Origin of the sequence: Loktanella sp. M215, from assembly GCF_021735925.1 — a bacterium.
Taxonomy (GTDB): Bacteria; Pseudomonadota; Alphaproteobacteria; order Rhodobacterales; family Rhodobacteraceae; genus Loktanella.
Genome location: NZ_WMEA01000001.1, coordinates 322559 through 342500, shown reverse-complemented (window position 1 = coordinate 342500; position 19942 = coordinate 322559). Strand labels below are relative to the sequence as shown.

The window sequence follows — 19942 nt, the reverse complement described above, 5'->3', positions numbered from 1 at the left end:
GTCCCGGTGGAGCCTCCCCTTGAGATACCACCCTTGCTCTGCTTGATGTCTAACCGCGGTCCGTTATCCGGATCCGGGACCCTGTGTGGTGGGTAGTTTGACTGGGGCGGTCGCCTCCCAAATTGTAACGGAGGCGCGCGAAGGTTGGCTCAGAGCGGTCGGAAATCGCTCGTTGAGTGCAATGGCAGAAGCCAGCCTGACTGCAAGACTGACAAGTCGAGCAGAGTCGAAAGACGGCCATAGTGATCCGGTGGTCCCGCGTGGAAGGGCCATCGCTCAACGGATAAAAGGTACGCTGGGGATAACAGGCTGATGGTGCCCAAGAGTCCATATCGACGGCACCGTTTGGCACCTCGATGTCGGCTCATCTCATCCTGGGGCTGGAGCAGGTCCCAAGGGTACGGCTGTTCGCCGTTTAAAGAGGTACGTGAGCTGGGTTTAGAACGTCGTGAGACAGTTCGGTCCCTATCTTCCGTGGGTGTAGGATACTTGAGAGGAGTTGCCCCTAGTACGAGAGGACCGGGGTGAACGATCCACTGGTGGACCTGTTGTCGTGCCAACGGCAGTGCAGGGTAGCTATGATCGGACAGGATAACCGCTGAAGGCATCTAAGCGGGAAGCCCCCCACTGACCCAAATCATAATACATACACAACATTAGCCGTACTTGGCTTGAACGACGGTCCGCGTGAAAACGCAGGCCGCTGATGACAAACATAGGTAGATGCACCGAAGTGTTCTGCTGAGTGGCTGCACATTTGCTTTGCGAACGTGCTCTGCCACCCGGCGGACGCACACGGGTGCGTCCGCCGGTGTTTCTTTCTTGGTGTGGTGATCATAGCGTGAGCAAAACACCCGATCCCATCCCGAACTCGGCCGTTAAGTGCCACAGCGCTGATGGTACTGCGTCTTAAGACGTGGGAGAGTAAGTCATTGCCACACCTAGTAAGAAACACCCGTGGTTGAACCCAAACGTTCAACCTGTATCTCTCAAACGATTTAAAACACCCTGTCGCGGGATGGAGCAGCCCGGTAGCTCGTCAGGCTCATAACCTGAAGGTCGTAGGTTCAAATCCTACTCCCGCAACCAAATCTTCCTAATAATTACAACGCGTTAGCAGCCACCCTCGGGTGGCTTTCTGCGTTCCCTATTTGCGCGGTGCTACGCTGGTGCTACGAATGTACGCTGCGAATATTAGAGGCGTTAATCTAAGCGCCGCACAGCAACGCCTCACAACCGCTACGCGGCAGATGCCATATCATCAAGGATGCGCCGCAACCTCACCATGTTCTTTGCAGTAGGTCCGTTCTAATTGGACAAGGCGGCACTTGGCTTGGCGAAGTGTTGCCCCTAACTTGCGGTTGAATAGTAGGAATGGAACGAAAAATGGATCAGAATACCGCAGCAATAAGTGCTCTCATTGAATACGTGAAGATTCAAGATCCGAAATACGCATTTATGATTGAAGCGCCTTGGGGGGCGGGTAAGACCCATCTAGTGAAGCGCGAATTCAAGGATTCCCTGACCAATGGCAAGGCCTGCTATGCGACGCTAAATGGCGTTAAGGATAGAAAGGCGTTCCGACGTGCCCTCCTCACTGAAACCTCTGATGCAAAGCTTTCAGAAGCAGTTGGAAGATTTGGCGATACCCTCGGTTCCCTTGCGAAAATCGGTAATGTGGGATCGATTGTCCAAGATGCACTCGAAGATCGCATGATTGGTAATCTACCTGATCTCCTTATCTTTGATGATATCGAGCGATGTGAATTGTCACCTGCCGAAATCTTAGGGCTTATTAACGAGTTTGTTGAACATAGATCAAAAAACGTCGTCCTTTGTGCCTATATTGAAAGAGACGAAGGCTCTGATTCAGGGAAGAAGAGGCGTGAGCTTTTCTTGACACTGAAGGAAAAGGTTGTGGGTCGAACCGTCAGAATTGTCGCCGACGCGAGTAAGGCGCTCCCAGAATTTATCGCGGCGATGCCAGATGGTAATGGAAAAAAATGGTTCAGCTCAAATGATGAACTGGTGCTGGAAGTGTTCGATGCAGCAAAGCACAACAATCTGAGAGTGATGCGGCAATGCCTACACGATTGTGGGCGGGTCATCGATGTTCTTGCTGAAGACCTTAATGCGTCCACGGATGCAATGCGCCGCTTTGTGCGCACTTACTTTGTATTGTCGATGGCGATTGCAACGGGCAAGGTCAGTTCGATCCAATTAGCTGATCGCGGAAACCATAGATGTGTTGTGAAACCTAGAGACGGGGAGGAACCGCATCCTCTATTTGAGTGCTCGGAGGAGCATCCACAGGCGGAAATTTTTGCTGGCAATGCCGCAAGTATACTCCCTATCGAACTAGGAATTTCACTGATTGGGATTGGTTATGAGGAACCTGAAACGATTAATGAGGTTCTCCGCGCAACAAAGCAGTTCTCTGGTGCAAGTGACATTCCGCTCTGGCGGCGTTTCGTCGAATGGAGGCTTTTGCCGACTGCCGATCTTGAAAAGACATATGATGCGGTCAGCAATTACGTATTTAATGAGGAAAATATAGAGGCAGGTCCTTATCTACATATGGCAAACGACCTTGTATCAATTGCAAAGGATAGCGATGGCAGTGGCGCTGAAATTGCGAGTAAGATAAAAGATAGAATTCAAGAGCTTTCAAAAAATTGTATGATCCCTGCTGCGAAATTTGGGGTGGATTTCGGCTGGAGTTCAGATATGGGGTTTTCTTATGGGGGATATGCTTTCGATCTTGATGAATTGAGAGTGCCGTTAGTTGAGGCCATGAAAGTTGCCCAATTGGATGCATTCCATGCTACAATGCCCGAAGAGGCTGAGCGAATTCTTGACCTATTTTCCGAAGACTTGGATGCGTTTGCCAACGAAGTTACAGGTCGAGATGGCCGATCCGGCTATTACAAAACAGAAATTCTGCATTTAATCGACTCCCGAAAGTTTGCTGAAGTTGCCTTTCGTTACGTCGGTTCGGGTCAATTCGAGGCTATTGGAAGTTTGTTGAGAGCCCTGGCCGACCGACACGGCAACTTGCATAGCAATGAAAGTGAGGGGGCGTGGGCGAAGGAAGTCAGGGGTGCACTTTGCAGTATCGCTGCAGAAGCCGGATCACTCGAAAAAGCACGAATGCATTGGTTCTTGGGTTTATATTGGAGGCTTCCGAAAGACGGTGAGGAGGCCAGTTCGGATTGAAGGCCCTGCGCATTTCCCAAAACGACTGCTTTGGCGAAATTGCATTGCAGGTCCGCCCGACATCATGAAATCGGCCGTGGGCCGCTCGATACAGCAGTCCGCCTAGCTACCTATTTTGCCGTCCGCCCTGTCCGCCGCTGTCCGCCGCCAAGCCCTGTTGATTATGATGGCGGACGGGGGCGGACAGGGCGGACAGCTGTTTAGGTCAGTGTTATTTCTGTAACGCGGCGGCGTTCCTTCCCGGTGCGGGTGTGCGTGACGATCACGCCCCGCGACCGGAGCAGGGGCGCGATGCGGCGCAGTTCGGTCCCAAAGGCTGCGGGCTGGCGCGGAAAGGCATCACTGCCTTCGGTGATCGCCGGATAGCGCTTACGTAGATACGTAATGAGATCGGCAGTTGTGCCTTCCCAATGGCTCTGTGCCTGGATCATCGTCAGGATGGCGCTGGCAACCGCGTTGCATTCCAGCGCCGCTTCCTCTGCCTCTTTGCGGTTCGCGCTGTAGGCCCGCAAAAAGCTCCCCTGGGGCCACCCTAAGGTTTGTTCGGCAGCTGTGACCCATTTGGCAAAGTCGGCCATCCTGGGCCGCTCTGTGAGTCGCACAGAGGGTAGGGCGGACATTGCCCCCGATATAGCATTCAGCAACGCCCCCAGGATCGCAGGGCGGGCCGCCTCAAAGCGCTGCCAGAAGTCAGCCTCATATTCCCGGCGCGTTTCGGAGATCACGGGGAGATTGAGGCTGATGGCCCTGTCTGCCAGGTCAGGCCGCTCTGCCAGTTCAGGAATGCCGTTCAGGATGATCGGGCGGGTTGCCTTAAACAGCACCTCGTCGGCATCGCTGTGCAGCTTGCGGGTGGCAAAGCCACCACCTGTCGCCAGGCGGCATAGCGCGTCAGCCATCGCGGGCTTGATCCGTGAGAGATTGTCGAAGGCCAGCACATGCCCATTCTGTGCCGCGATCATCAAATCCCGCTCATCACCTGGAAAGCTGCGGCTATCCAGTTCTGCCGGATCAATCAGGCGGCGCAGGACTTTGGCCGTCGTGCTTTTGGCGCTGCCTTGCTCCCCTGTCAGGATTAAGAGCGGGTAGGGGCCTTCGGGCCGTAACGCGCCCAGGAGCCAGCCAACGATGAGCTTAAAGTCATCATCGTTGCGGACGTTCACGAAGGGTCTCAGGCATTCGAGATCGGCTCCCTGGCGGGCAGGGCGGGGCAGGGCCGCCATACCAGGCGAGCGGCGGAAACGCGGGCTGCCCATCGGCCTCTCGCGCCAGCCTTCCGCGTCAATGTCGATCACCGACCAATCCGCGCCGCCCAGGTCCAGGGCAAAACCCTCATCGGTTTGGCCCATCCTGAAGAATACCGGATGAGTCTCGCCTTCAAACAAGGCCTGGCCGATGTATTGCCGCGACAGGTCGTCCAGCTTGGCGGTGGCGGGTGTCTTGCCCTTGGCCTGGAAGTACTCGTAAGCCAGCAGTCGCTTGAAGCCGCCGCTGCCGAGGGCGAAGGTTTCAAAGTGATCGCCGCGCCGGATCGTGGCGAAGGGCGTCTTGTCCGGACTGTGCCACAGGTCGGCGTCCTCAAAGAGCTGGACGTCAGCGCTGGCGTCGTCAGCTTCAGGCGGTGGCGGGCCATCATGTAACGTAAGGGCGATAAGTCGATCGATCTCGGTCACACCCCAGCCGCCTGCGATGGCGTCAGCGGCGTCCCATCCCTTATGTAAGGTAACAGGCTGTGCTGCCGGATCGGCTGAACTCTGTACCATTACGTTACATAGGAGCGCGTCAGAGATCGGGATCACCTTCGCCGGGGTCTTAAATTCCCTATGTAACGTATCAGCGATTTGCGCGGCGTATTTCTGGCCTGGTTCGTCGTGGTCCGGCCATACGATGACCCGCCGCCCTGTAAGGGGCGAAAGGTCGGTTTTACGGGCCGCGTTCGATCCGCCGAAGGTCGTCGTCGCAATGAAGCCAAGTTTCGCCAAGGCATCGGCGCACTTCTCGCCTTCGGTGACGATGATTGGGCGGTCCAGGTTTGCGGCCTGGAGTTCGGGCAAGCGATACAGCGGGCGGCTGTCCAGGGCGGTCCAGGTTTCGGCGGCCACGTCATAGGGGATAAAGAACTTACCGCCGTCGCCGCGCTCAAAGCGATTGGCAATCAAGACAGTGTTGCCCTGGGCGTCACAGTAGAGGTGCTGCGTTGTCGGTGCGCCTGCTTTCGGGTGGCGCAATGCTTTCAGATTGTCGCGCATTATTTCAGCCCCCATTCATTGCCCAGCACGCGGGCCGCGTCGGTTTGCTTCAGCCCGTTTATGTAGGCGTAAAGACTCACAGGGTCGCCGCCCGCGTCACCTGTGGCGAAGTCTGCCCAGCGTCCCGTCACGGTGTTCACCTTGAACGATCCGGCGCGGCGATCTGCCCTGGTCGGATTGCGGGCCACCCATTCTTGGCCGCAGCGCCGCCCATCGGGCAGCCAGGCCGCCAAGAGGCCAGGGAAGCGGTCCATGCAGGCCATATTGACCACGACGAAGGACACGCTGCGCCAGTTGGTTTGAACGCTCATAGCCCCACCTCATGCTCGCGGGACGCTTCAAAGGCTTCCAGGTCTGCCAGGCGATACCGGACAAGCCGCCCGACCTTGATGTAGGTCAGCGCGTAGCGTTTGGTGCAGCGCCAGGTCGCAAGCGTTGTCGTGGACACGCCAAGCCGCGCTGCCACGTCCTGAGGGGTCAGGAGGTTCGGCTTTTGGATTGTAGTCGTCATGTTGTGGGCTCCTTTGAGCATGTTTTATCCATGCTCAAAGGGTCACAGCTTAGCCCGTATCTCTCAATCAAAGCTGATCGCGGATTACGGGAGCTCAACGCTCCCGGAATCTGCGATTACACCAACTTTTAAGAGATACGACGATTGTCGAAGTTCATCACGCGACATGCGAGAGGGCAGTGCAGCCCCAGTAAAAAGCGGCTATTTGTATCGTTCATTTAAATCACGTCAAGTTTGTATTTATGAGAGGCATGTAGCATGCTGATGATGCAATATTTGACCAACAGCATTATGATCGATATTCATGACGGTAGAGAGTGGAAAATTCAGGTGATGAAATGGAAGCTGCAGACTGGATCGGTCTAGGAACATTGATAGTAACAGCTATGGGTTTGGCTGCTGTATTTTTGGAAATTTTACAAGCTAAGTCAGTTCAAGAGGGTGAGTTCGCTAGGCAAAAGACCATCGATACATTTGAGTTTTATGATAATTCGCGGTCTAGAATTCGTGATAACCATCAAATTGTAATTAGCGCACTCACTAAAGCATTCCCTGATATCCCATCAGAAGGAACGATTCCGTTATGCGAGCTTCAGGTTTCTTACCTTGTTTCAGATGGTGAAGAAAATAGAGCGATTAGAGCGAAGGTTGTCGATAGCCTGGCGCTTCTCGAAAGGCTTGCTATTGGAGTAAACATGGGAGTGTTTGACGAGGAGGTCATATTTAAGCTTTCGCGAACTCAAATTTCTGGATATTTGGGTTATTATTCCAGATATATACTGTATGCAAGATCATGGACGCCAGCTGCATATGCAGAATTCGAGGCGCTAGCTAGTCGTTTCCACAAGCGAAGCGTATTAGATGGGAAGAAGCCATCTGTCGCATACGAAGCTGCAGTTGAATTGCAGCTTCTACCAATACGAGAGAAAAAATAATCATTATATGTGAGTGTGGGCTAGGGGGTCTTATCTCACGATAAACCTTACGGGCTCAAAGTTCATTTCCGGCGTTGTTTATAAGATGGTCTGCCATTCTCTAGTTAAATGGCATCAATTTGACAGCGTAAATTTTTTATCCCCGTCACTACAGCGCTGCGGGGCAGTGAGGGATCGAGTTTCTTGAGGACCATATGCACGGCATCGACAGCATAAGAAGCCGTTGATCTGGCCTCGGTGAAATACATTCCTTCAGTGAAAGGATGCTCTGAGTATTCTTCCCAAACTGGTTTAAAAGCCTCTAAAAATGCCATGACAGCATGGTTGGATCTTAGCTTGTGCGTTGCGCTGCGCTTCCGCCAGCTTTCTGTCTCTTGAGCCAATTCATCCGCATAATCTGGACCCCATAGGGCAGCGTGATCGGCGTCGTGTTTGGGCTTGCGATTGATCGCATCCTCTGCTGCCACGGCGATGTCAGTGGCGAGGCTTTGGAGCATTGCCAACGTGTGAGGTTTTTCGGCCAAGAGGCTCGACAACACTTTGGGGGATGATCCCTCTGAGAGGCTATCAAATTTCTGAATTTGAATTTCGAGCTTGTCGCTAGCCCGGCCAAATTCATATAAATCTAACAAGGCGAGGTGCAGTTCCTGCGCCGACCGCGCTACCTTTCCCAAGGCAGCATTTTCTGCTTTTTCTGACTGGTGGAACTCTTCATCATATTTAGCACTGAGAAAGGTGTCGATTGCAGTCGCAAGCCCTGCCTCAAGGCTTTTCTCATCGGTAGGCTCAGCACAAAAACTCGCAAGTTTAGCAGTAATCTCGCCACCCAATGCTGTGCTGTACCCCCCTTGGGGTGCATCGCCTCGATACAGCAAGTACCACAGCGGCGCTGTGGCAATGCTTTCGTGGTCTGAAGTTTTACTCATTGTGCCCCGTATAGCTGAACATCGCATCGGTGGCCTTGTTGACAGACTCTCGCACAGGATCAAGGTTCAGGCGGGCATAGACCGCTGTGGATTGCTGGCTGCGATGGCCCAGAGATTTGCCGATGATGTAGCTGTTGGCCCCGTGGGCGGCCTGCCAGCTGCCCAGGGTACGGCGCAGGTCGTGAATGCGCAGATCGGCAATGCCCGCTTCTTTCAGAATACGCGCCCAGGCCTTCTTTGGGTCCGCCAAGTGGCCCTTTGCGCCGTTGCCTGGAAAGACCCAAGGGCTGAGTGAGTGCAGCTTGCGTTCTCGCAGGATTGTCATGGCCTGGGGTGATAGATGCACGATTTGCGGATCGCTATTCTTCGTCACCGCGATCCGCCAGGTCGCCGCGTGGAAATTGATCTCTTCCCAGCGCATCGCAAGCGTGTTGGATTTACGCGCCCCGGCCAACAGCGAGATCATGAAGAAATCCCGCGCTGCTTCGTTGGGTTCATTAGCGAGGGCTGCAAAGAAGCGGGGCAATTCGTCCGGCTGCAAAAACCGATCCCGGCTTTGTTCGCGGAACTTCTTGATCCCTGTTGCCGGGTTTGCGCCCTGCCAGCCCCAATCCGCCGCCTTATTGAAGATCGAGCGGATACGCTCCAACAGCCGATTGGCCTGATACAGCCCACTATCCTTGCCCACCTTGGCGTGCAGCCGCTCGACCTCCGGCTTTTCGATGCTGGAGATCTTGCGCTTGAACCAATGCCGCAGGAACTTGTTCACTTCCCGCTCATCATAGGCCCAGGAGCGTTTATGCACCTTTGAGTGCTTTTCCAGGTATTCGGTGAACAACGCTTCAAAGGTCATTTCATCGCGGATCGCCCGCTTGGCCTTTTGTGGGTTCTCGCCCATCGCGATCTCGCCCTTGGCACTTGCTGCCAGCTTGCGGGCGTTCTCTACGGTCAGGTCGGGGAACTTGCCCAGCAGCAGCCGTTCAGGCCGTCCGTCGATCCGCTTGTACAGATAGAAGGTTTTGCTGCCTGCCGCCGTGACCGCCAGCACCAGGCCCTTTTCCTTGCCGTCGTAATAGTAATCTCGCTTGCCCTTTTCCGCTGCCTTGGCTGCCGAAAGCGCCGCCTTGGTGAAGTTGATCTCAAAGCTTGCCATATGCCTGTCCTCAGATGCGGTGCTACACTGGTGCTACACTAGAGCGCAAAAACGGACAATCCGCAGTCGTCTTAAGCAAAGCCGATATGGCCTTAAATAACTGTTTTAGATAGCTTAAAAGATGTTCAGCAATGCAGCGCAAGCAACGGGCCGTTAGACTCATAACCTGAAGGTCGTAGGTTCAAATCCTACTCCCGCAACCAAAGAAACAAATAACTACAGTGCTTTAGGCCCCTCATCACGCGGGGCTTTTTGCTGTCCAAATCCTAGCTCAACAATAGGGCAACAAAACAGGGCAAACTGCGTGCGAAACTGACCTGCCCCCCGTTCGTCCCCCGTTCGTCCCTCGTTCATAACGAGACTCCTAGGGTTTGATATTCGTCGGTTTCGGGTGTGGCAAGCGCGCCGGGCGCGGTGCCATCAAGTAGCTCAAGCGCTCGGCGCGCTTCTGCGGGGGTCTTGTTGCCGAGTGATGAATGCGGCCTGACGTTGTTGTAATCGTAGCGCCAGATGGCCAGCGTGAGGTGCCCCCCGAAAACTGGACACTGACGTAAGCTCCGATTTGCTGTCTGTTGATCTTCACCACGAAGGAGATCGAAGATGTCGAAACGAAAGCAGCACGCCCCTGAGTTCAAGGCGAAGGTGGCGCTTGAGGCGCTGAAAGGTGAGGCGACGGTGTCGGAGCTGGCGAGCCGGTTCGGCGTGCATCCGACGATGATCAACCAATGGAAACGTGCGCTGCTGGATGGCGCGTCCGGTGTCTTTGAACGCGGCGGCCGCAAGACGCCGGTCATCGATGAAGACCGGGTCAGGGATCTGCATGCCAAGATCGGGGGAGCTGGCGGTGGCCAACTCTTTTTTGGAAAGAAAGCTCAAACCTTGGGGCGGGAAGTGAGGCGCAGCATGGTCGAGCGCGACCATCCGGACCTGTCGATTGGCCAGCAGTGCGCGCTGCTACAGGTTTCTCGGTCGTCGTTTTACTATACGCCGCAGGGTGAGACGGAGCAGAACCTCGCGCTGATGCGGCTGATCGACGTGCAATTCACGGAGACGCCCTTCTTCGGCGTGCGCCAGATGACGTGGCACCTGCGCAACGAGGGACACGCGGTGAACGAAAAGCGCATCCGTCGGCTTATGCGCCTGATTGGTTTGATTCCAATCTACCAGAAACCCAACACCAGCAAGCCGGCGAAGGGGCACAAGACCTATCCCTACCTCTTGCGCGGGCTGCGCGTAGAGCGGCCCAATCAGGTTTGGTGCGTGGACATCACCTACCTGCCGATGCGCAGAGGGTTTCTCTATCTGGTGGCGATCATGGACTGGCACACCCGAAGGGTTCTGGCATGGCGGATCTCGAACACGCTGGACGCCGACTTCTGCGTCGACGCGCTGAACGAGGCAATCTATCGGTTCGGGCCACCTGACATCATGAACAGCGATCAGGGATCGCAGTTCACATCGTTTGCTTGGACAGACCGCCTGCGGCGGTCGGGCGTCCGTATATCGATGGATGGCAAGGGCCGCTACTTGGACAACATCTTCATCGAGCGCCTGTGGCGCACGCTGAAATACGAGTGCGTCTATCTGCATGTCTGGGAGACCGGGTCTCAGGCCCGCGCGGGTGTCCGGACATGGATGGGGTTCTACAATCACCGCCGCCCGCACAAAGCCCTTGGCGGCCAACCACCGGCCGTAGTCTACTCGCTGAAAGTCGAAGCAACGCAACCCGATCAGCAGGAGCAGATCAGAGCTTAGAAAGCGCCAGATCCTGTCCAAGGGAAGGGGAGCACCTCAACCTTCTTCCAGAACGTCACGCCAGACCCGGCGGGCGCCATAGGTGCGATCGCTGGCCTTGAAGCTCTTGTCGATCGACTGGACGAGCTTTGCATCCTGAGCCGCGCGTTCGCTTATCGGCCTTCTGAGCCAGGCATGAAAGCCGGATCGGGAGACGCCCAGCACCGCGCACATCCAGCTGACCGGCCAAATGTGCCGATGCTTTGCCACGTAAGCGAACGTCATGTCGCTTCCCGCGCGAAGTAAGCTGCCGCCTTTTTTAGGATGTCACGCTCCGCCTTGAGCTTGGCGACCTCTTTCTTCAGGGTCGCAATCTCGGCCAATTCTGCGCGTTGCAAGCCATTGCCGGGAAACGCCGCAACAGGCGCTCCCATCAATTCCCGCATCCAGCGACGCAGCACGCTCTCCGCAAGATCCAGGTCCCGGCACGCCTGAGCGACCGCAACGCCTCGCTCGGTCACCAGCCTTACCGCCTCGATCTTGAACTCGCGGCTAAACTTCCGTCTCGTCATATCCACTCTCCAGTTCAATGGTCACGATCTTATCTTCGTGTCCACAAAACCGGCAGCAGCTCAACACGCACTTCTAGAGAGCTGAAAATCATCAGTGCCAATGATGGAAAATCATGGCCTCAATGATGATGACGCCAATATATATATCGTTCAAATTATTGATTTTATTAAGTTTTTAGCCAAATAACGGCGGGCTTCTCGATGTTCGGACCCGACCGTGACCAACCCGTCCGTTACGTGTTATGGAGAGCTGCGCACTCTCGCACATGTCCACTGTCAAAAGTAGTTTTCTGCCCATGAGCTTCGTGGTCTTCATCAACGGGCTGGTCCTGATCTTCTTCGCGGTGCTGATGGGGCTTAATGCGCTTCTCTTTCCGACGACGGCGACGGTCTTCCTTTTTTCGATGGCGCTCGTGGGGGTGCCAGGCATCTTGCTTGCTCTGTCGTCGTCTTCGTCGGACGCTGGCCTGCGGCGGGCCCATACCTTTCTGCTGACGTCGACGGTATGGTTCATGGCCGCCGTGGCCGGTGCCGTGCCCCTGATGGTCTGGTCGATGACCCCTACGGACGCCCTCTTCGAGGCGATGTCGGGCATCACCACGACAGGTGCGACGGTCCTGGCCGGTCTTGATGCCATGCCGCATGGCATCATCATGTGGCGCGCGGCGCTGCAAGCGGTGGGGGGTGTGGGATTCATCGTGACGGGCATTGCCATCCTGCCGCTTCTGAAGGTGGGCGGCATGCAGCTCTTTCGGACCGAGAGTTCGGACAAGGGTGAAAAGGAACTGAAGAGCGCGGCCCTCTTCGCATCCGCGACCCTTCAGATCTACGCCGGTCTGATCATGCTCTGTGCCTTCGTCTACCTCGCCGGCGGCATGAGCGGTTTCGACGCGATCACCCATGCCATGACGACGATCTCGACCGGCGGCTATTCGGGGCACGATGCCTCGTTCGGTTTCTTCCGCAACCCGTTTCTGCAATGGGCCGGCACCGTCTTCATGCTGATGGGGGCGCTGCCGTTTGCATGGTATATCAGGGTGGCCCAGGGCGGCTCTTTCCGCAGCGAGCAGGTCGGCGCCATGGTCCAGACCCTGACCATCGTCATCCTGCTACTGACGGTCTGGGTCATGGCCAGAACAGGCATGCCGCCGCTGACCGCGCTGCGGCAGGTGTCATTCAACGTGGTGTCCGTCGTCACGACGACCGGCTACGCGACGACGGACTACACTCTGTGGGGGCCCTTTGCGGTGGCCATGTTCTTTGTGCTGACGGCCGTCGGTGGCTGCACGGGGTCCACGGCAGGCGGTGCCAAGGCCATGCGGTGGCTTTTGTTGAGCCGGTCCATCAAGGCACAGGTTCAGGCCCTGCATTCGCCCCACCGTATCGTGACGGTGCATTACGAAGGGCAACGGGTCGATGCGGATGTGATCGCCGGACTGATCACGTTCTTCGCGGTCTATCTCGCCACCTTTGCCTTATTGTCGTTCGCGCTGACCTTCCTGGGGCTTGACGTGACAACCGCAACCAGCGGTGCATTGACTGCTCTTGCCAATGTCGGACCTGGCGTCGGTGCGATCATTGGCCCGGCTGGCAATTTTGCGTCACTGACCAGTCCCGTGAAGCTGACGCTCGTGCTGGGCATGTTTCTGGGACGGCTGGAATTGCTGACCGTCCTCGTCATGCTGACGCCCCTCTTTTGGCGTGAGATCACGGCCGATGCGACACGGAAGATGGGCCAGACGTGAAACGCGCCAGGTGTGGGGCTTGGACAGGCAGAGACCGGATGGCGTGCCACGCCATGCCACGGGTAATCTGCGCCGCGATCAGGATGATTGCATCGACCGACGCATCGGTCGTGGGGTTGGCCCATGTCTGCCATGGCGATCGTACCTTCACGCGCATAGACACCGGCCATGCAGGTGGCTTTGGCCTGCGCGCGTGACCTGCTGGCATCACCCCTGACACACCGCGGCCTGCCATTGCTCACGAACTGGCACGGTCATCCCCTCGCTGACGCGCACAAAACTGATCTAACTTCGAACCTTTCCTGAAAGACTTGGCGGGGATCAATTCACCTTCGTCAAGTTTTGCGACCAAGTCGCGCAGGCCAAGTGCAATGGCACGTCAATTGAAATCGCAGAGAGGCATGTCCGCATTGCGCAAGGATGCAGTTCTCGCCTTTAACTTCAGATGCTGCGGGACAGCAGTCTTAAGGGAGTGCTCGAATCGGACCTTCTGCGCAGCCCGTGACGAGGTCCGGTTGCCGGACAAAGTGCGCAGCCAACTTATTTATCAAAAGTCTGATTTAGGTGTAAGTTGGTTCGCGGGCCCCCGGATCGAAGGCCATGCCGCAATTTAGACGTCGAACGGCGACATAAGCCTGCGTGCAATCAGTGCTTAGTTCAATCGTATTTTCAGCAAGTCCTTACCCTGAGTATGCTGGTGGGGCATGTGCCAGACGGCTTACAAACGCGCAAAGGATCAGCATGTTACCCGAAAAGACGGATACAGTTGTCGTCGGAGGCGGTCAGGCCGGGCTGGCGATGAGTGAGCATCTTGGCAATTGCGGAATCCCGCATGTGGTGCTGGAGCGCGCGCGCGTCGCCGAGCGCTGGCGGTCGGAGCGTTGGGATTCCCTTGTGGCCAACGGTCCGGCCTGGCACGACCGTTTCCCGAGCATGGCCTTCGCGGATACGGCACCGGACGCGTTTGCGACCAAGCACAGCGTTGCGTCCTATTTCGAGGATTTTGCCAGGCAGATCGACGCCCCGGTTCACTGCGGGACAGAGGTCCGCAAGGTCCGGCGCGTTGAAGGCGGCACAGGCTTCCGGGTCGAGACATCCAAAGGCACGATCGAAGCGCAGAATATCGTTGCCGCAACGGGACCGTTTCAAAAACCGGTCATTCCGCCCGTGTTGCCCGAACTTGCCGGTTTGACGCAGATGCATTCATCAGCCTACCGCAACCCGGACCAGCTGGCGCCGGGTGCCGTCTTGGTCGTCGGTGCCGGATCGTCCGGCACGCAGATCGCCAGCGAGCTGCAGCGTGCCGGTCGCAGGGTCTACCTGTCCGTTGGGCCGCATGACCGGCCGCCCCGCAGCTATCGCGGACGGGACTTTTGCTGGTGGCTTGGCGTCCTTGGGAAGTGGGAGTCCAAAACGCCGCCCGTCGGAAAAGCGCATGTGACCATTGCCGTCAGCGGGGCCAACGGTGGCGAGACGGTCGATTTTCGCAGACTTGCTGCCGCGGGCATCACGCTCGTCGGTCGGACACAGGGCTATGACAACGGTGTCCTGCGGTTCAACGCCGATCTGGTTGCAAACATTGCAGCAGGCGACGCGAACTATCTGTCGCTGCTACAAGAGGCGGATGACTATGCCTTGCGTGAAGGGCTCGATCTTCCGGCAGAGTCCGCGGCCCATGTCATCCCGTCCGATCCAGGTTGCCTGACCGATCCGATCCTGTCGCTTGATCTGGCGGAGGCGGGCATCACGACGGTCATCTGGGCGACCGGATTTGCGCAGGATTTCAGTTGGCTTCAGGTCGATACCTTTGGGCCGGACGGCAAGCCGCAGCATGACTGCGGCGTGGCAACCGCACCCGGTGTCTATTTCATCGGCTTGCCCTGGCTGTCGATGCGGGGATCGGCGTTCATTTGGGGCGTCTGGGTCGATGCCCGGCATGTGGCACAGCATATTGCGGCGCGGCATTCACAGGCGACGGGATAGACAGCGCATGCAAACGGTTGATATTCTGAAGGCGCTGATCGAGTTTCCGACGGTCTCCGACATCAGCGGCACGTCACTGCAGGATGATGACGACGTTATCGCCTATTCGATGCTGCATGTCGGGCGCATCTGTGGCGGTGTTGCGCTGAATATCGTGCCCAAGACGGCATAGTTGCTGTTTGAAATCCGCAATCTGCCGGCCGATGATCCGCAGGTCATTCTGGACCGGCTGAGACAGGTAGCACAGGATGTGCTGGACCCGCTGCGTCAGACCTTTCCAGAGGCCGACATCGTGATCGAGACCACCGGCAGCTACCTTCCACTTGCGACGGGTGAGGATTCCGACGTGGTCCGTTTCGTCACATCCCTGACCGATGGCATGCGACGATCAAGGTCGCCTTTGGCACGGAGGGCGGTTTGTTTTCAACGCAACTGGGGATCCCGACAGTCGTTTGCGGGCCGGGGTCCATGGCGCAGGGGCATCGGCCGGATGAATTTGTCAGCCGCGACCAACTTGCCAGATGCGACCGGATGCTGGACGCGCTTCTGGAACGGCTTGCCACGGGGCTTTCATGCGGATCGTCCAAGCCCAGCAGTCCGGTGTCGTGCAGGTGGTCTTTGGCGTGCCGAAAGAAGGCCGCCACAATGCCGAACCGATGATCTGACCGCTTGGTCGCCAATCCCAGCGCCACGGGCCGGACTGGCCCCGTCAGCGGTAGCGTCACCAGCTTTTCGCCATTCGGTGCCAGATCAGAGCGCGTGCGCATATTGACCAGACCAAACCCAAAGCCATTGGCTACAAGGCTGCGGACCATCGACATGTCGGATGTCCGCGCGGTGATATTCGGCCGCAGACCGCAATCATGGAACAGCGACAGGAAATATTCGCGGCTGAGCGGCAGGTCGAGCAGGGTCATGGCCTCGCCTGCCAGCTCGGCCAGGGTCAATGAGGGTTGCGCGGCCTTCGGGTGATCCTTGGCCAGCATGACGCAGGGCGGCAGGGCCGCCAATGCCTCGAACTGGATGTCCTTCAGGATTTAAAGGTCATAGGTGATCGCGACGTCGATTTCAGCCTGCCCCAACATGCGCAGCAGATCGGTTTGGCTGCCTTCTTTCAGTATCACCGATGCGTCCGGATATGCGGACTCGAACGACCGGCGCAAACGGGCGCTGACGATCGGGGCGACCGTCGAAAGCGCGCCCACCGTGATCGGTCCACGCGCCGTTTCCACGATGTCATTCGCAAGATCCGTCAGGCCGTTGGCGCTGAACAGGATCTGTTTCGCCGCGTTGAAAACCCGCCGACCGCCCGGCGTCAGGGACAGTCCTTGGGCATGATGGCGCACGAACAATTGCAGGCCCAGATCGGTTTCAAGCTGGCTGATCGCCGACGATATCGACGGTGACGACACGTTGACGCGCTGTGCGGCCATGGCAATCGTGCTCGCCTCGCCGACGGCCACCAGATACTCCAGCTGTCTGAATGAAAAACGCAAAGGCATGCGCAAGAGTGGCGTTCGGTGCCCGCAAGTTCAAGCTGCGTTATTCGTCCCCCGCAACACCGTAGGACGGGGCCGCACGCGGGTCGAGGGCCCGTTGCACATAGGCGTCAAGCTGCGGGTGATAGACGGCCCATGCCGCAGCGACCGCCGCAATCGGGCAATCGTCGGTCCAGTCGCACCGCAGATCGGCTACCGGCCAGGGCACGGCATCGCAGAGCTGCAGACCCGCCGAATGGATCGGACCTGCCTCTCCGCCAGCCGCCAGGCCGGCAGCCATCGCCGCCATCAGGCGATCACCCAGATGGCCGGTCGCGGACTCGAACGCGGCTACCATGGCCTGTGGCACGGCTTCATTGTCCAGCAGGTTGCCCGCCGCAATCACGTCCTGTCCGCGCGCCTGCGTCCAGATGCCAAGCGAGCGCGGCCCCGAGTGGATCGCCGTGCGACCGCCGCGATCAATGGCCAGAACCTGCCGGTAGTCCAGGAACTGCCCGTGTTCCTGAATGTGCGCAATTGCGTCCTCTGCGGACAGGCCGTCTTGCATCAAATCCAGCGCCAGTGGCCCCAGTGTCGGATCGGTGATGTTCTGGCTCGACACGGCACCAACGCCCTCGCGGGTATAGGAACACCGGGCGGCCACGGCGGGCGAGGACGAGGCGACCGCCGTCCCGAACATGCCAGTTTGCGCGCAGCGCGCGACCAGCGAGAACGTCATGCCGGGATCACCGCAGTGCCGTCGATCTCGACCAGCCATTCCGGCCGCGCCAGCGCCTGCACAACCAGCCCGGTCGAGACCGGGTGCACGCCTTTGATGTATTCACCCATGGTCCGGTAAACGGCCTCTCGGTGACGCACGTCGGTGATATAGACGACCACTTTGACCAGATCGGCCATTTCGCCACCAGCTTCCTCGATCAGTTGCTTGATGTTCTGCATGACCTTGTGGGTCTGTTCCGCGGGATCATGGCTGTCGATGTTCGTGAAGTCATCCAGGCTTTGCGGGCATTGCCCACGCAGATACACCGTCTTGCCACCCTGCGTCACGACCGCCTGACACAGGTCATTGTCGAGCGACTGTTCGGGATAGGTGTCCTTGGTGTTGAATGGGCGGATGCGAATATGAGTCATGTCTGGTCCTGCTTGTTGCCCGCAGCCTTTATGCCTGCGTTGATATACTGCGCAAAATCATAGTCTGGCCTTTCAAGATGTGACAGATGCCCCCGATAGAGCTTGTCCGTGCACCCCTTGTCCCTGCATGGCAGACGGACAAGTGACAGCTTTCCATGAAGTTCTCGGCCAGAACCTTCCAATGGGTGTCCCGGATGTGAGTTTCAAAAATGGTTTCGGTGGGGTTTGCCATGTCGTCGTCACCGACAAAGGCTTCGACCTTTGCCCGTTGCTGCGCGACGGGCAGCGCGTCCGGGTCCAGCGTCGCAAAGACCCAGCCCAGCCAGTCGTCACAACGGATATCCGGCAGACTGTCGACCGATTTGCAAAATCCATCGTTCTGATCCATCGCAGGCCCCCCGCGCAGTGATCCGTCCAGATTGTAGGTCCAGGTGTGACAGGGGCAGACAATGCGACACGTGTTGCCACGGCCTTCGAGCAGGACCGACATGCGGCGCCGACAGACATTTGACATCGCACGAAAGGTACTGGCCGTGTCGCGCAAAACGATGATCGGTCGGTCCGCCAGGTCCAAGGTGACGTCTCCCCATGACACGGTAAAACATCCTCATGGCGTCGGGTCGGAGCGCTTAGAAAGCAGCTCTGCAATCATCCCGTCGCATCCTACACATCGTCAGAGATCGCAGATAAATAAAGCAACCTCTTTCGCAGTCATGCTTTGGCAAAAGCTAACCATGGACTACTGAAAAAGCCGCCACTCGCTGCTTAACGTAAAATCGGAAAGGTCGGCGCGAACCGGACCTTCGCCACGCCGGTCACCAAGGTCTGCTTTGCGACTTACCAAGAAGACATCGCGATCTTCGGTTCCCAGATATCAGGTTGCGCTAACCCGTGCCGCAGCCTTGCGTAGCTTCAATGTCGTCCGGTGTTGCAGCATGAAGCGTAGCATTTCACGGGACGCGTCGGGGCCGGCAGGATCGGTGAACCGTCCCGCTGGGCTTCCGCCTGACCATGTATGACCGGCACCCGTAATGACCCAGAATTCGGTAAACGATTTTCCTGTGCCCTTGCGGTGCGATTGGCGCACGAACGGGTGCCCGTCGGGGATGCGACCCTTGCGTGCGGTGCTGATCAGGTCGGGGTAAGCGTCGGCCGCGCGCGCGGCGACATAGCGTCCGTTCCGGACATGAACGACCTTGTCGTTTTCGCCGTGGAAATTGATCGTGGGCATCGGCGCGGGAGAGCGGCTACCCGGTGCGCCATGCTTCATGGCGATCATTGCGGTCGACGCATCGTGGGCTGACCCGACGGAGAGCCCCGAATGGGCACCGACGGCGGCAAAGATGTCGGGATATGCTGCGGCCAGGATCAGCGCCATCGAGGCCCCGGCCGACAGACCGGCCACATAGACCCGCGCGGGATCGGCAGGTGTGGTGCTCAGGACCATGCGCGTCAGGTCTGCAAGAAGGGCGGGTTCGCCGGTGACCCGGCTTTGATCCCCCCGGCGATACCAGTTCCAACAGCGGTTCTGCTGCGCGTGGCGGTTCTGGGCTGGGTAGACGACGATGAGACCGAGCTCCTCGGCCAATGCGTTCATGCCTGTGCCGGTCGCGAAATCATCCGGTGTTTGTCCGCAGCCGTGGAGCATGACGAGGAGTGGCAGCGCGCGCTCTGCACGTGTGGCTGTGGCGGGCAGATACAGTTTGTAGTCCAGGCTGCCGAACGGAGCCTCGTGGGTCAGTGACCTGAAGGTTGCCCCGCGCGGTATCGGCATGCGTGACCGCGTAGTCGCCGTTGGCGGCTTGGCCTTCGCCGCAGGTTTTACCGACACTTTCGGTTGAACGTTGACCCGGTTCAGCGCCTGACCGGCACCCTTCAACGGGGATTTCGGCCGGGCCTTTGCCTTGGTGGGCTTGGGCCGCATCGCGCCGGCCACCTGTCCGAGAGCCAACGTGGTGGCCTTTCGCATCTGCTTGCGGCTGCGGGCCTGCACTGTCTTGAACGGATTGAACATGCGCCTCACCAGATGAATTCGGACAGGGACGCCGTGGCGGATTGTTGTTCGTGCGACACACGCCAGCGCAGAGACGGCCCACACAGCTTACGCGCGATGTGGATCATCAGTTCCAGCCAAACGGCCTACGCGGCGCAAACCGGCTATGTGTTCCGGTCATGTCACTGAATACACTCGGCGCCAGGCTTGGTTTGCCGCGACGAAAGACATCTGTCTGCGAGAGGGATCTACGATCCCACCAGAACCGGAAATTCGGTTCTGACTCTGCAATGAT

General features: G+C 57.7%; 15 protein-coding genes, 1 tRNA gene, 2 rRNA genes and 4 pseudogenes (1 of these 22 only partly in view). 9 read left to right on the top strand and 13 right to left on the bottom strand.

The genetic code is table 11. The features are described 5' to 3' along the window. The 4 genes from GLR48_RS01645 to GLR48_RS01630 form a co-directional block, all read left to right on the top strand. Positions 1-679, top strand: a 23S ribosomal RNA gene (locus GLR48_RS01645) (it extends 2093 nt beyond the left edge of the window). 147 nt (positions 680-826) lie between these two features. Continuing rightward, positions 827-941 (top strand): 5S ribosomal RNA (gene rrf / locus GLR48_RS01640). Positions 942-1012: 71 nt separating this feature from the next. After that, positions 1013-1089, top strand: a tRNA-Met gene (locus tag GLR48_RS01635). Positions 1090-1386: 297 nt separating this feature from the next. Then, positions 1387-3216 carry a P-loop NTPase fold protein gene (locus GLR48_RS01630; RefSeq protein WP_237058109.1) on the top strand — a complete coding sequence of 610 codons (1830 nt, stop codon included), beginning with the start codon at positions 1387-1389 and terminating at the stop codon, positions 3214-3216. Positions 3217-3416: 200 nt separating this feature from the next. Here GLR48_RS01630 and GLR48_RS01625 read toward each other — a convergent pair whose 3' ends face one another. Genes GLR48_RS01625 through GLR48_RS01615 form a run of 3 tightly spaced genes read right to left on the bottom strand, consistent with a single transcriptional unit; the run spans position 3417 to position 5976 of the window. Beyond that, positions 3417-5465 (bottom strand): hypothetical protein, encoded by a 2049-nt coding sequence (locus tag GLR48_RS01625; RefSeq protein WP_237058107.1) that lies wholly within the window; start codon positions 5463-5465, stop codon positions 3417-3419. Then, complete coding sequence (locus GLR48_RS01620; RefSeq protein ID WP_237058105.1) at positions 5465-5776, bottom strand: hypothetical protein; 312 nt, start codon at positions 5774-5776, stop codon at positions 5465-5467. Before GLR48_RS01620 ends, GLR48_RS01625 begins: the two co-directional genes overlap by 1 nt. Beyond that, positions 5773-5976: a helix-turn-helix domain-containing protein gene (locus GLR48_RS01615; RefSeq protein ID WP_237058103.1), complete on the bottom strand. Its 204-nt coding sequence runs from the start codon at positions 5974-5976 to the stop codon at positions 5773-5775. The genes GLR48_RS01620 and GLR48_RS01615 overlap by 4 nt, the downstream gene beginning before the upstream one ends. A gap of 338 nt (positions 5977-6314) precedes the next feature. Between GLR48_RS01615 and GLR48_RS01610 the strand changes: the two genes are divergently transcribed. Beyond that, positions 6315-6911 (top strand): DUF4760 domain-containing protein, encoded by a 597-nt coding sequence (locus GLR48_RS01610; RefSeq protein WP_237058101.1) that lies wholly within the window; start codon positions 6315-6317, stop codon positions 6909-6911. A gap of 104 nt (positions 6912-7015) precedes the next feature. On the opposite strand, the gene GLR48_RS01605 is transcribed toward GLR48_RS01610, so the two are convergent. From GLR48_RS01605 to GLR48_RS01595, 3 genes and pseudogenes are all read right to left on the bottom strand, one after another. Further along, positions 7016-7837 carry a hypothetical protein gene (locus GLR48_RS01605; protein WP_237058099.1) on the bottom strand — a complete coding sequence of 274 codons (822 nt, stop codon included), beginning with the start codon at positions 7835-7837 and terminating at the stop codon, positions 7016-7018. Continuing rightward, positions 7830-8990: a tyrosine-type recombinase/integrase gene (locus GLR48_RS01600; RefSeq protein WP_237058097.1), complete on the bottom strand. Its 1161-nt coding sequence runs from the start codon at positions 8988-8990 to the stop codon at positions 7830-7832. The genes GLR48_RS01605 and GLR48_RS01600 overlap by 8 nt, the downstream gene beginning before the upstream one ends. 350 nt (positions 8991-9340) lie before the next feature. After that, positions 9341-9508 (bottom strand): annotated as a pseudogene (locus GLR48_RS01595) (integrase core domain-containing protein); the annotation flags it as partial. An 82-nt stretch (positions 9509-9590) separates the two neighbouring features. On the opposite strand from GLR48_RS01595, the gene GLR48_RS01590 reads away from it, so the two are divergent. Further along, entirely contained in the window at positions 9591-10745 is a 1155-nt protein-coding gene (locus GLR48_RS01590) for an IS3 family transposase (RefSeq protein ID WP_237058095.1), read from the top strand. A 39-nt stretch (positions 10746-10784) separates the two neighbouring features. Here the strand turns inward: GLR48_RS01590 and GLR48_RS01585 are convergent. After that, a pseudogene (locus GLR48_RS01585) lies at positions 10785-11296 on the bottom strand (transposase); the annotation flags it as partial. A gap of 296 nt (positions 11297-11592) precedes the next feature. Between GLR48_RS01585 and GLR48_RS01580 the strand changes: the two are divergent. The 3 genes from GLR48_RS01580 to GLR48_RS01570 all read left to right on the top strand — a co-directional run bounded on the left by GLR48_RS01580 (position 11593) and on the right by GLR48_RS01570 (position 15196). Then, entirely contained in the window at positions 11593-13041 is a 1449-nt protein-coding gene (locus GLR48_RS01580) for a TrkH family potassium uptake protein (RefSeq protein WP_237058093.1), read from the top strand. Between the two features lie 741 nt (positions 13042-13782). Further along, positions 13783-15024 (top strand): flavin-containing monooxygenase, encoded by a 1242-nt coding sequence (locus tag GLR48_RS01575; protein ID WP_237058091.1) that lies wholly within the window; start codon positions 13783-13785, stop codon positions 15022-15024. A 7-nt stretch (positions 15025-15031) separates the two neighbouring features. Further along, entirely contained in the window at positions 15032-15196 is a 165-nt protein-coding gene (locus GLR48_RS01570; protein ID WP_237058089.1) for a hypothetical protein, read from the top strand. A gap of 187 nt (positions 15197-15383) precedes the next feature. Here GLR48_RS01570 and GLR48_RS01565 read toward each other — a convergent pair. The 6 genes and pseudogenes from GLR48_RS01565 to GLR48_RS01540 form a co-directional block, all read right to left on the bottom strand. Further along, positions 15384-16526, bottom strand: a pseudogene (locus tag GLR48_RS01565) (LysR family transcriptional regulator). A gap of 40 nt (positions 16527-16566) precedes the next feature. Continuing rightward, positions 16567-17241, bottom strand: a complete 675-nt coding sequence (locus GLR48_RS01560) for a DUF1028 domain-containing protein (protein ID WP_237058087.1) — start codon at positions 17239-17241, stop codon at positions 16567-16569. Next, positions 17238-17654 carry a RidA family protein gene (locus tag GLR48_RS01555; protein WP_237058085.1) on the bottom strand — a complete coding sequence of 139 codons (417 nt, stop codon included), beginning with the start codon at positions 17652-17654 and terminating at the stop codon, positions 17238-17240. Before GLR48_RS01555 ends, GLR48_RS01560 begins: the two co-directional genes overlap by 4 nt. A gap of 28 nt (positions 17655-17682) precedes the next feature. Then, a complete protein-coding gene (locus GLR48_RS01550; RefSeq protein ID WP_237064613.1) occupies positions 17683-18042 on the bottom strand; it encodes a hypothetical protein in 360 nt (119 codons plus the stop codon). Between the two features lie 3 nt (positions 18043-18045). Beyond that, positions 18046-18249, bottom strand: a pseudogene (locus GLR48_RS01545) (Rieske 2Fe-2S domain-containing protein); the annotation flags it as partial. Between the two features lie 279 nt (positions 18250-18528). Then, the gene (locus tag GLR48_RS01540; protein WP_237058083.1) at positions 18529-19668 is read right to left on the bottom strand and encodes an extracellular catalytic domain type 1 short-chain-length polyhydroxyalkanoate depolymerase; all 1140 of its coding nucleotides are present in this window, start codon (positions 19666-19668) and stop codon (positions 18529-18531) included. Between the last annotated feature and the right edge of the window lie 274 nt (positions 19669-19942).

Excerpts from the sequence above, each read along its gene's own strand:
- GLR48_RS01630 (WP_237058109.1), top strand. The coding sequence starts at position 1,387 with ATGGATCAGAATACCGCAGCAATAAGTGCTCTCATTGAATACGTGAAG.
- GLR48_RS01625 (WP_237058107.1), bottom strand. The coding sequence starts at position 5,465 with ATGCGCGACAATCTGAAAGCATTGCGCCACCCGAAAGCAGGCGCACCG.
- GLR48_RS01620 (WP_237058105.1), bottom strand. The coding sequence starts at position 5,776 with ATGAGCGTTCAAACCAACTGGCGCAGCGTGTCCTTCGTCGTGGTCAAT.
- GLR48_RS01615 (WP_237058103.1), bottom strand. The coding sequence starts at position 5,976 with ATGACGACTACAATCCAAAAGCCGAACCTCCTGACCCCTCAGGACGTG.
- GLR48_RS01610 (WP_237058101.1), top strand. The coding sequence starts at position 6,315 with ATGGAAGCTGCAGACTGGATCGGTCTAGGAACATTGATAGTAACAGCT.
- GLR48_RS01605 (WP_237058099.1), bottom strand. The coding sequence starts at position 7,837 with ATGAGTAAAACTTCAGACCACGAAAGCATTGCCACAGCGCCGCTGTGG.
- GLR48_RS01600 (WP_237058097.1), bottom strand. The coding sequence starts at position 8,990 with ATGGCAAGCTTTGAGATCAACTTCACCAAGGCGGCGCTTTCGGCAGCC.
- GLR48_RS01590 (WP_237058095.1), top strand. The coding sequence starts at position 9,591 with ATGTCGAAACGAAAGCAGCACGCCCCTGAGTTCAAGGCGAAGGTGGCG.
- GLR48_RS01580 (WP_237058093.1), top strand. The coding sequence starts at position 11,593 with ATGAGCTTCGTGGTCTTCATCAACGGGCTGGTCCTGATCTTCTTCGCG.
- GLR48_RS01575 (WP_237058091.1), top strand. The coding sequence starts at position 13,783 with ATGTTACCCGAAAAGACGGATACAGTTGTCGTCGGAGGCGGTCAGGCC.
- GLR48_RS01570 (WP_237058089.1), top strand. The coding sequence starts at position 15,032 with ATGCAAACGGTTGATATTCTGAAGGCGCTGATCGAGTTTCCGACGGTC.
- GLR48_RS01560 (WP_237058087.1), bottom strand. The coding sequence starts at position 17,241 with ATGACGTTCTCGCTGGTCGCGCGCTGCGCGCAAACTGGCATGTTCGGG.
- GLR48_RS01555 (WP_237058085.1), bottom strand. The coding sequence starts at position 17,654 with ATGACTCATATTCGCATCCGCCCATTCAACACCAAGGACACCTATCCC.
- GLR48_RS01550 (WP_237064613.1), bottom strand. The coding sequence starts at position 18,042 with ATGGATCAGAACGATGGATTTTGCAAATCGGTCGACAGTCTGCCGGAT.
- GLR48_RS01540 (WP_237058083.1), bottom strand. The coding sequence starts at position 19,668 with ATGTTCAATCCGTTCAAGACAGTGCAGGCCCGCAGCCGCAAGCAGATG.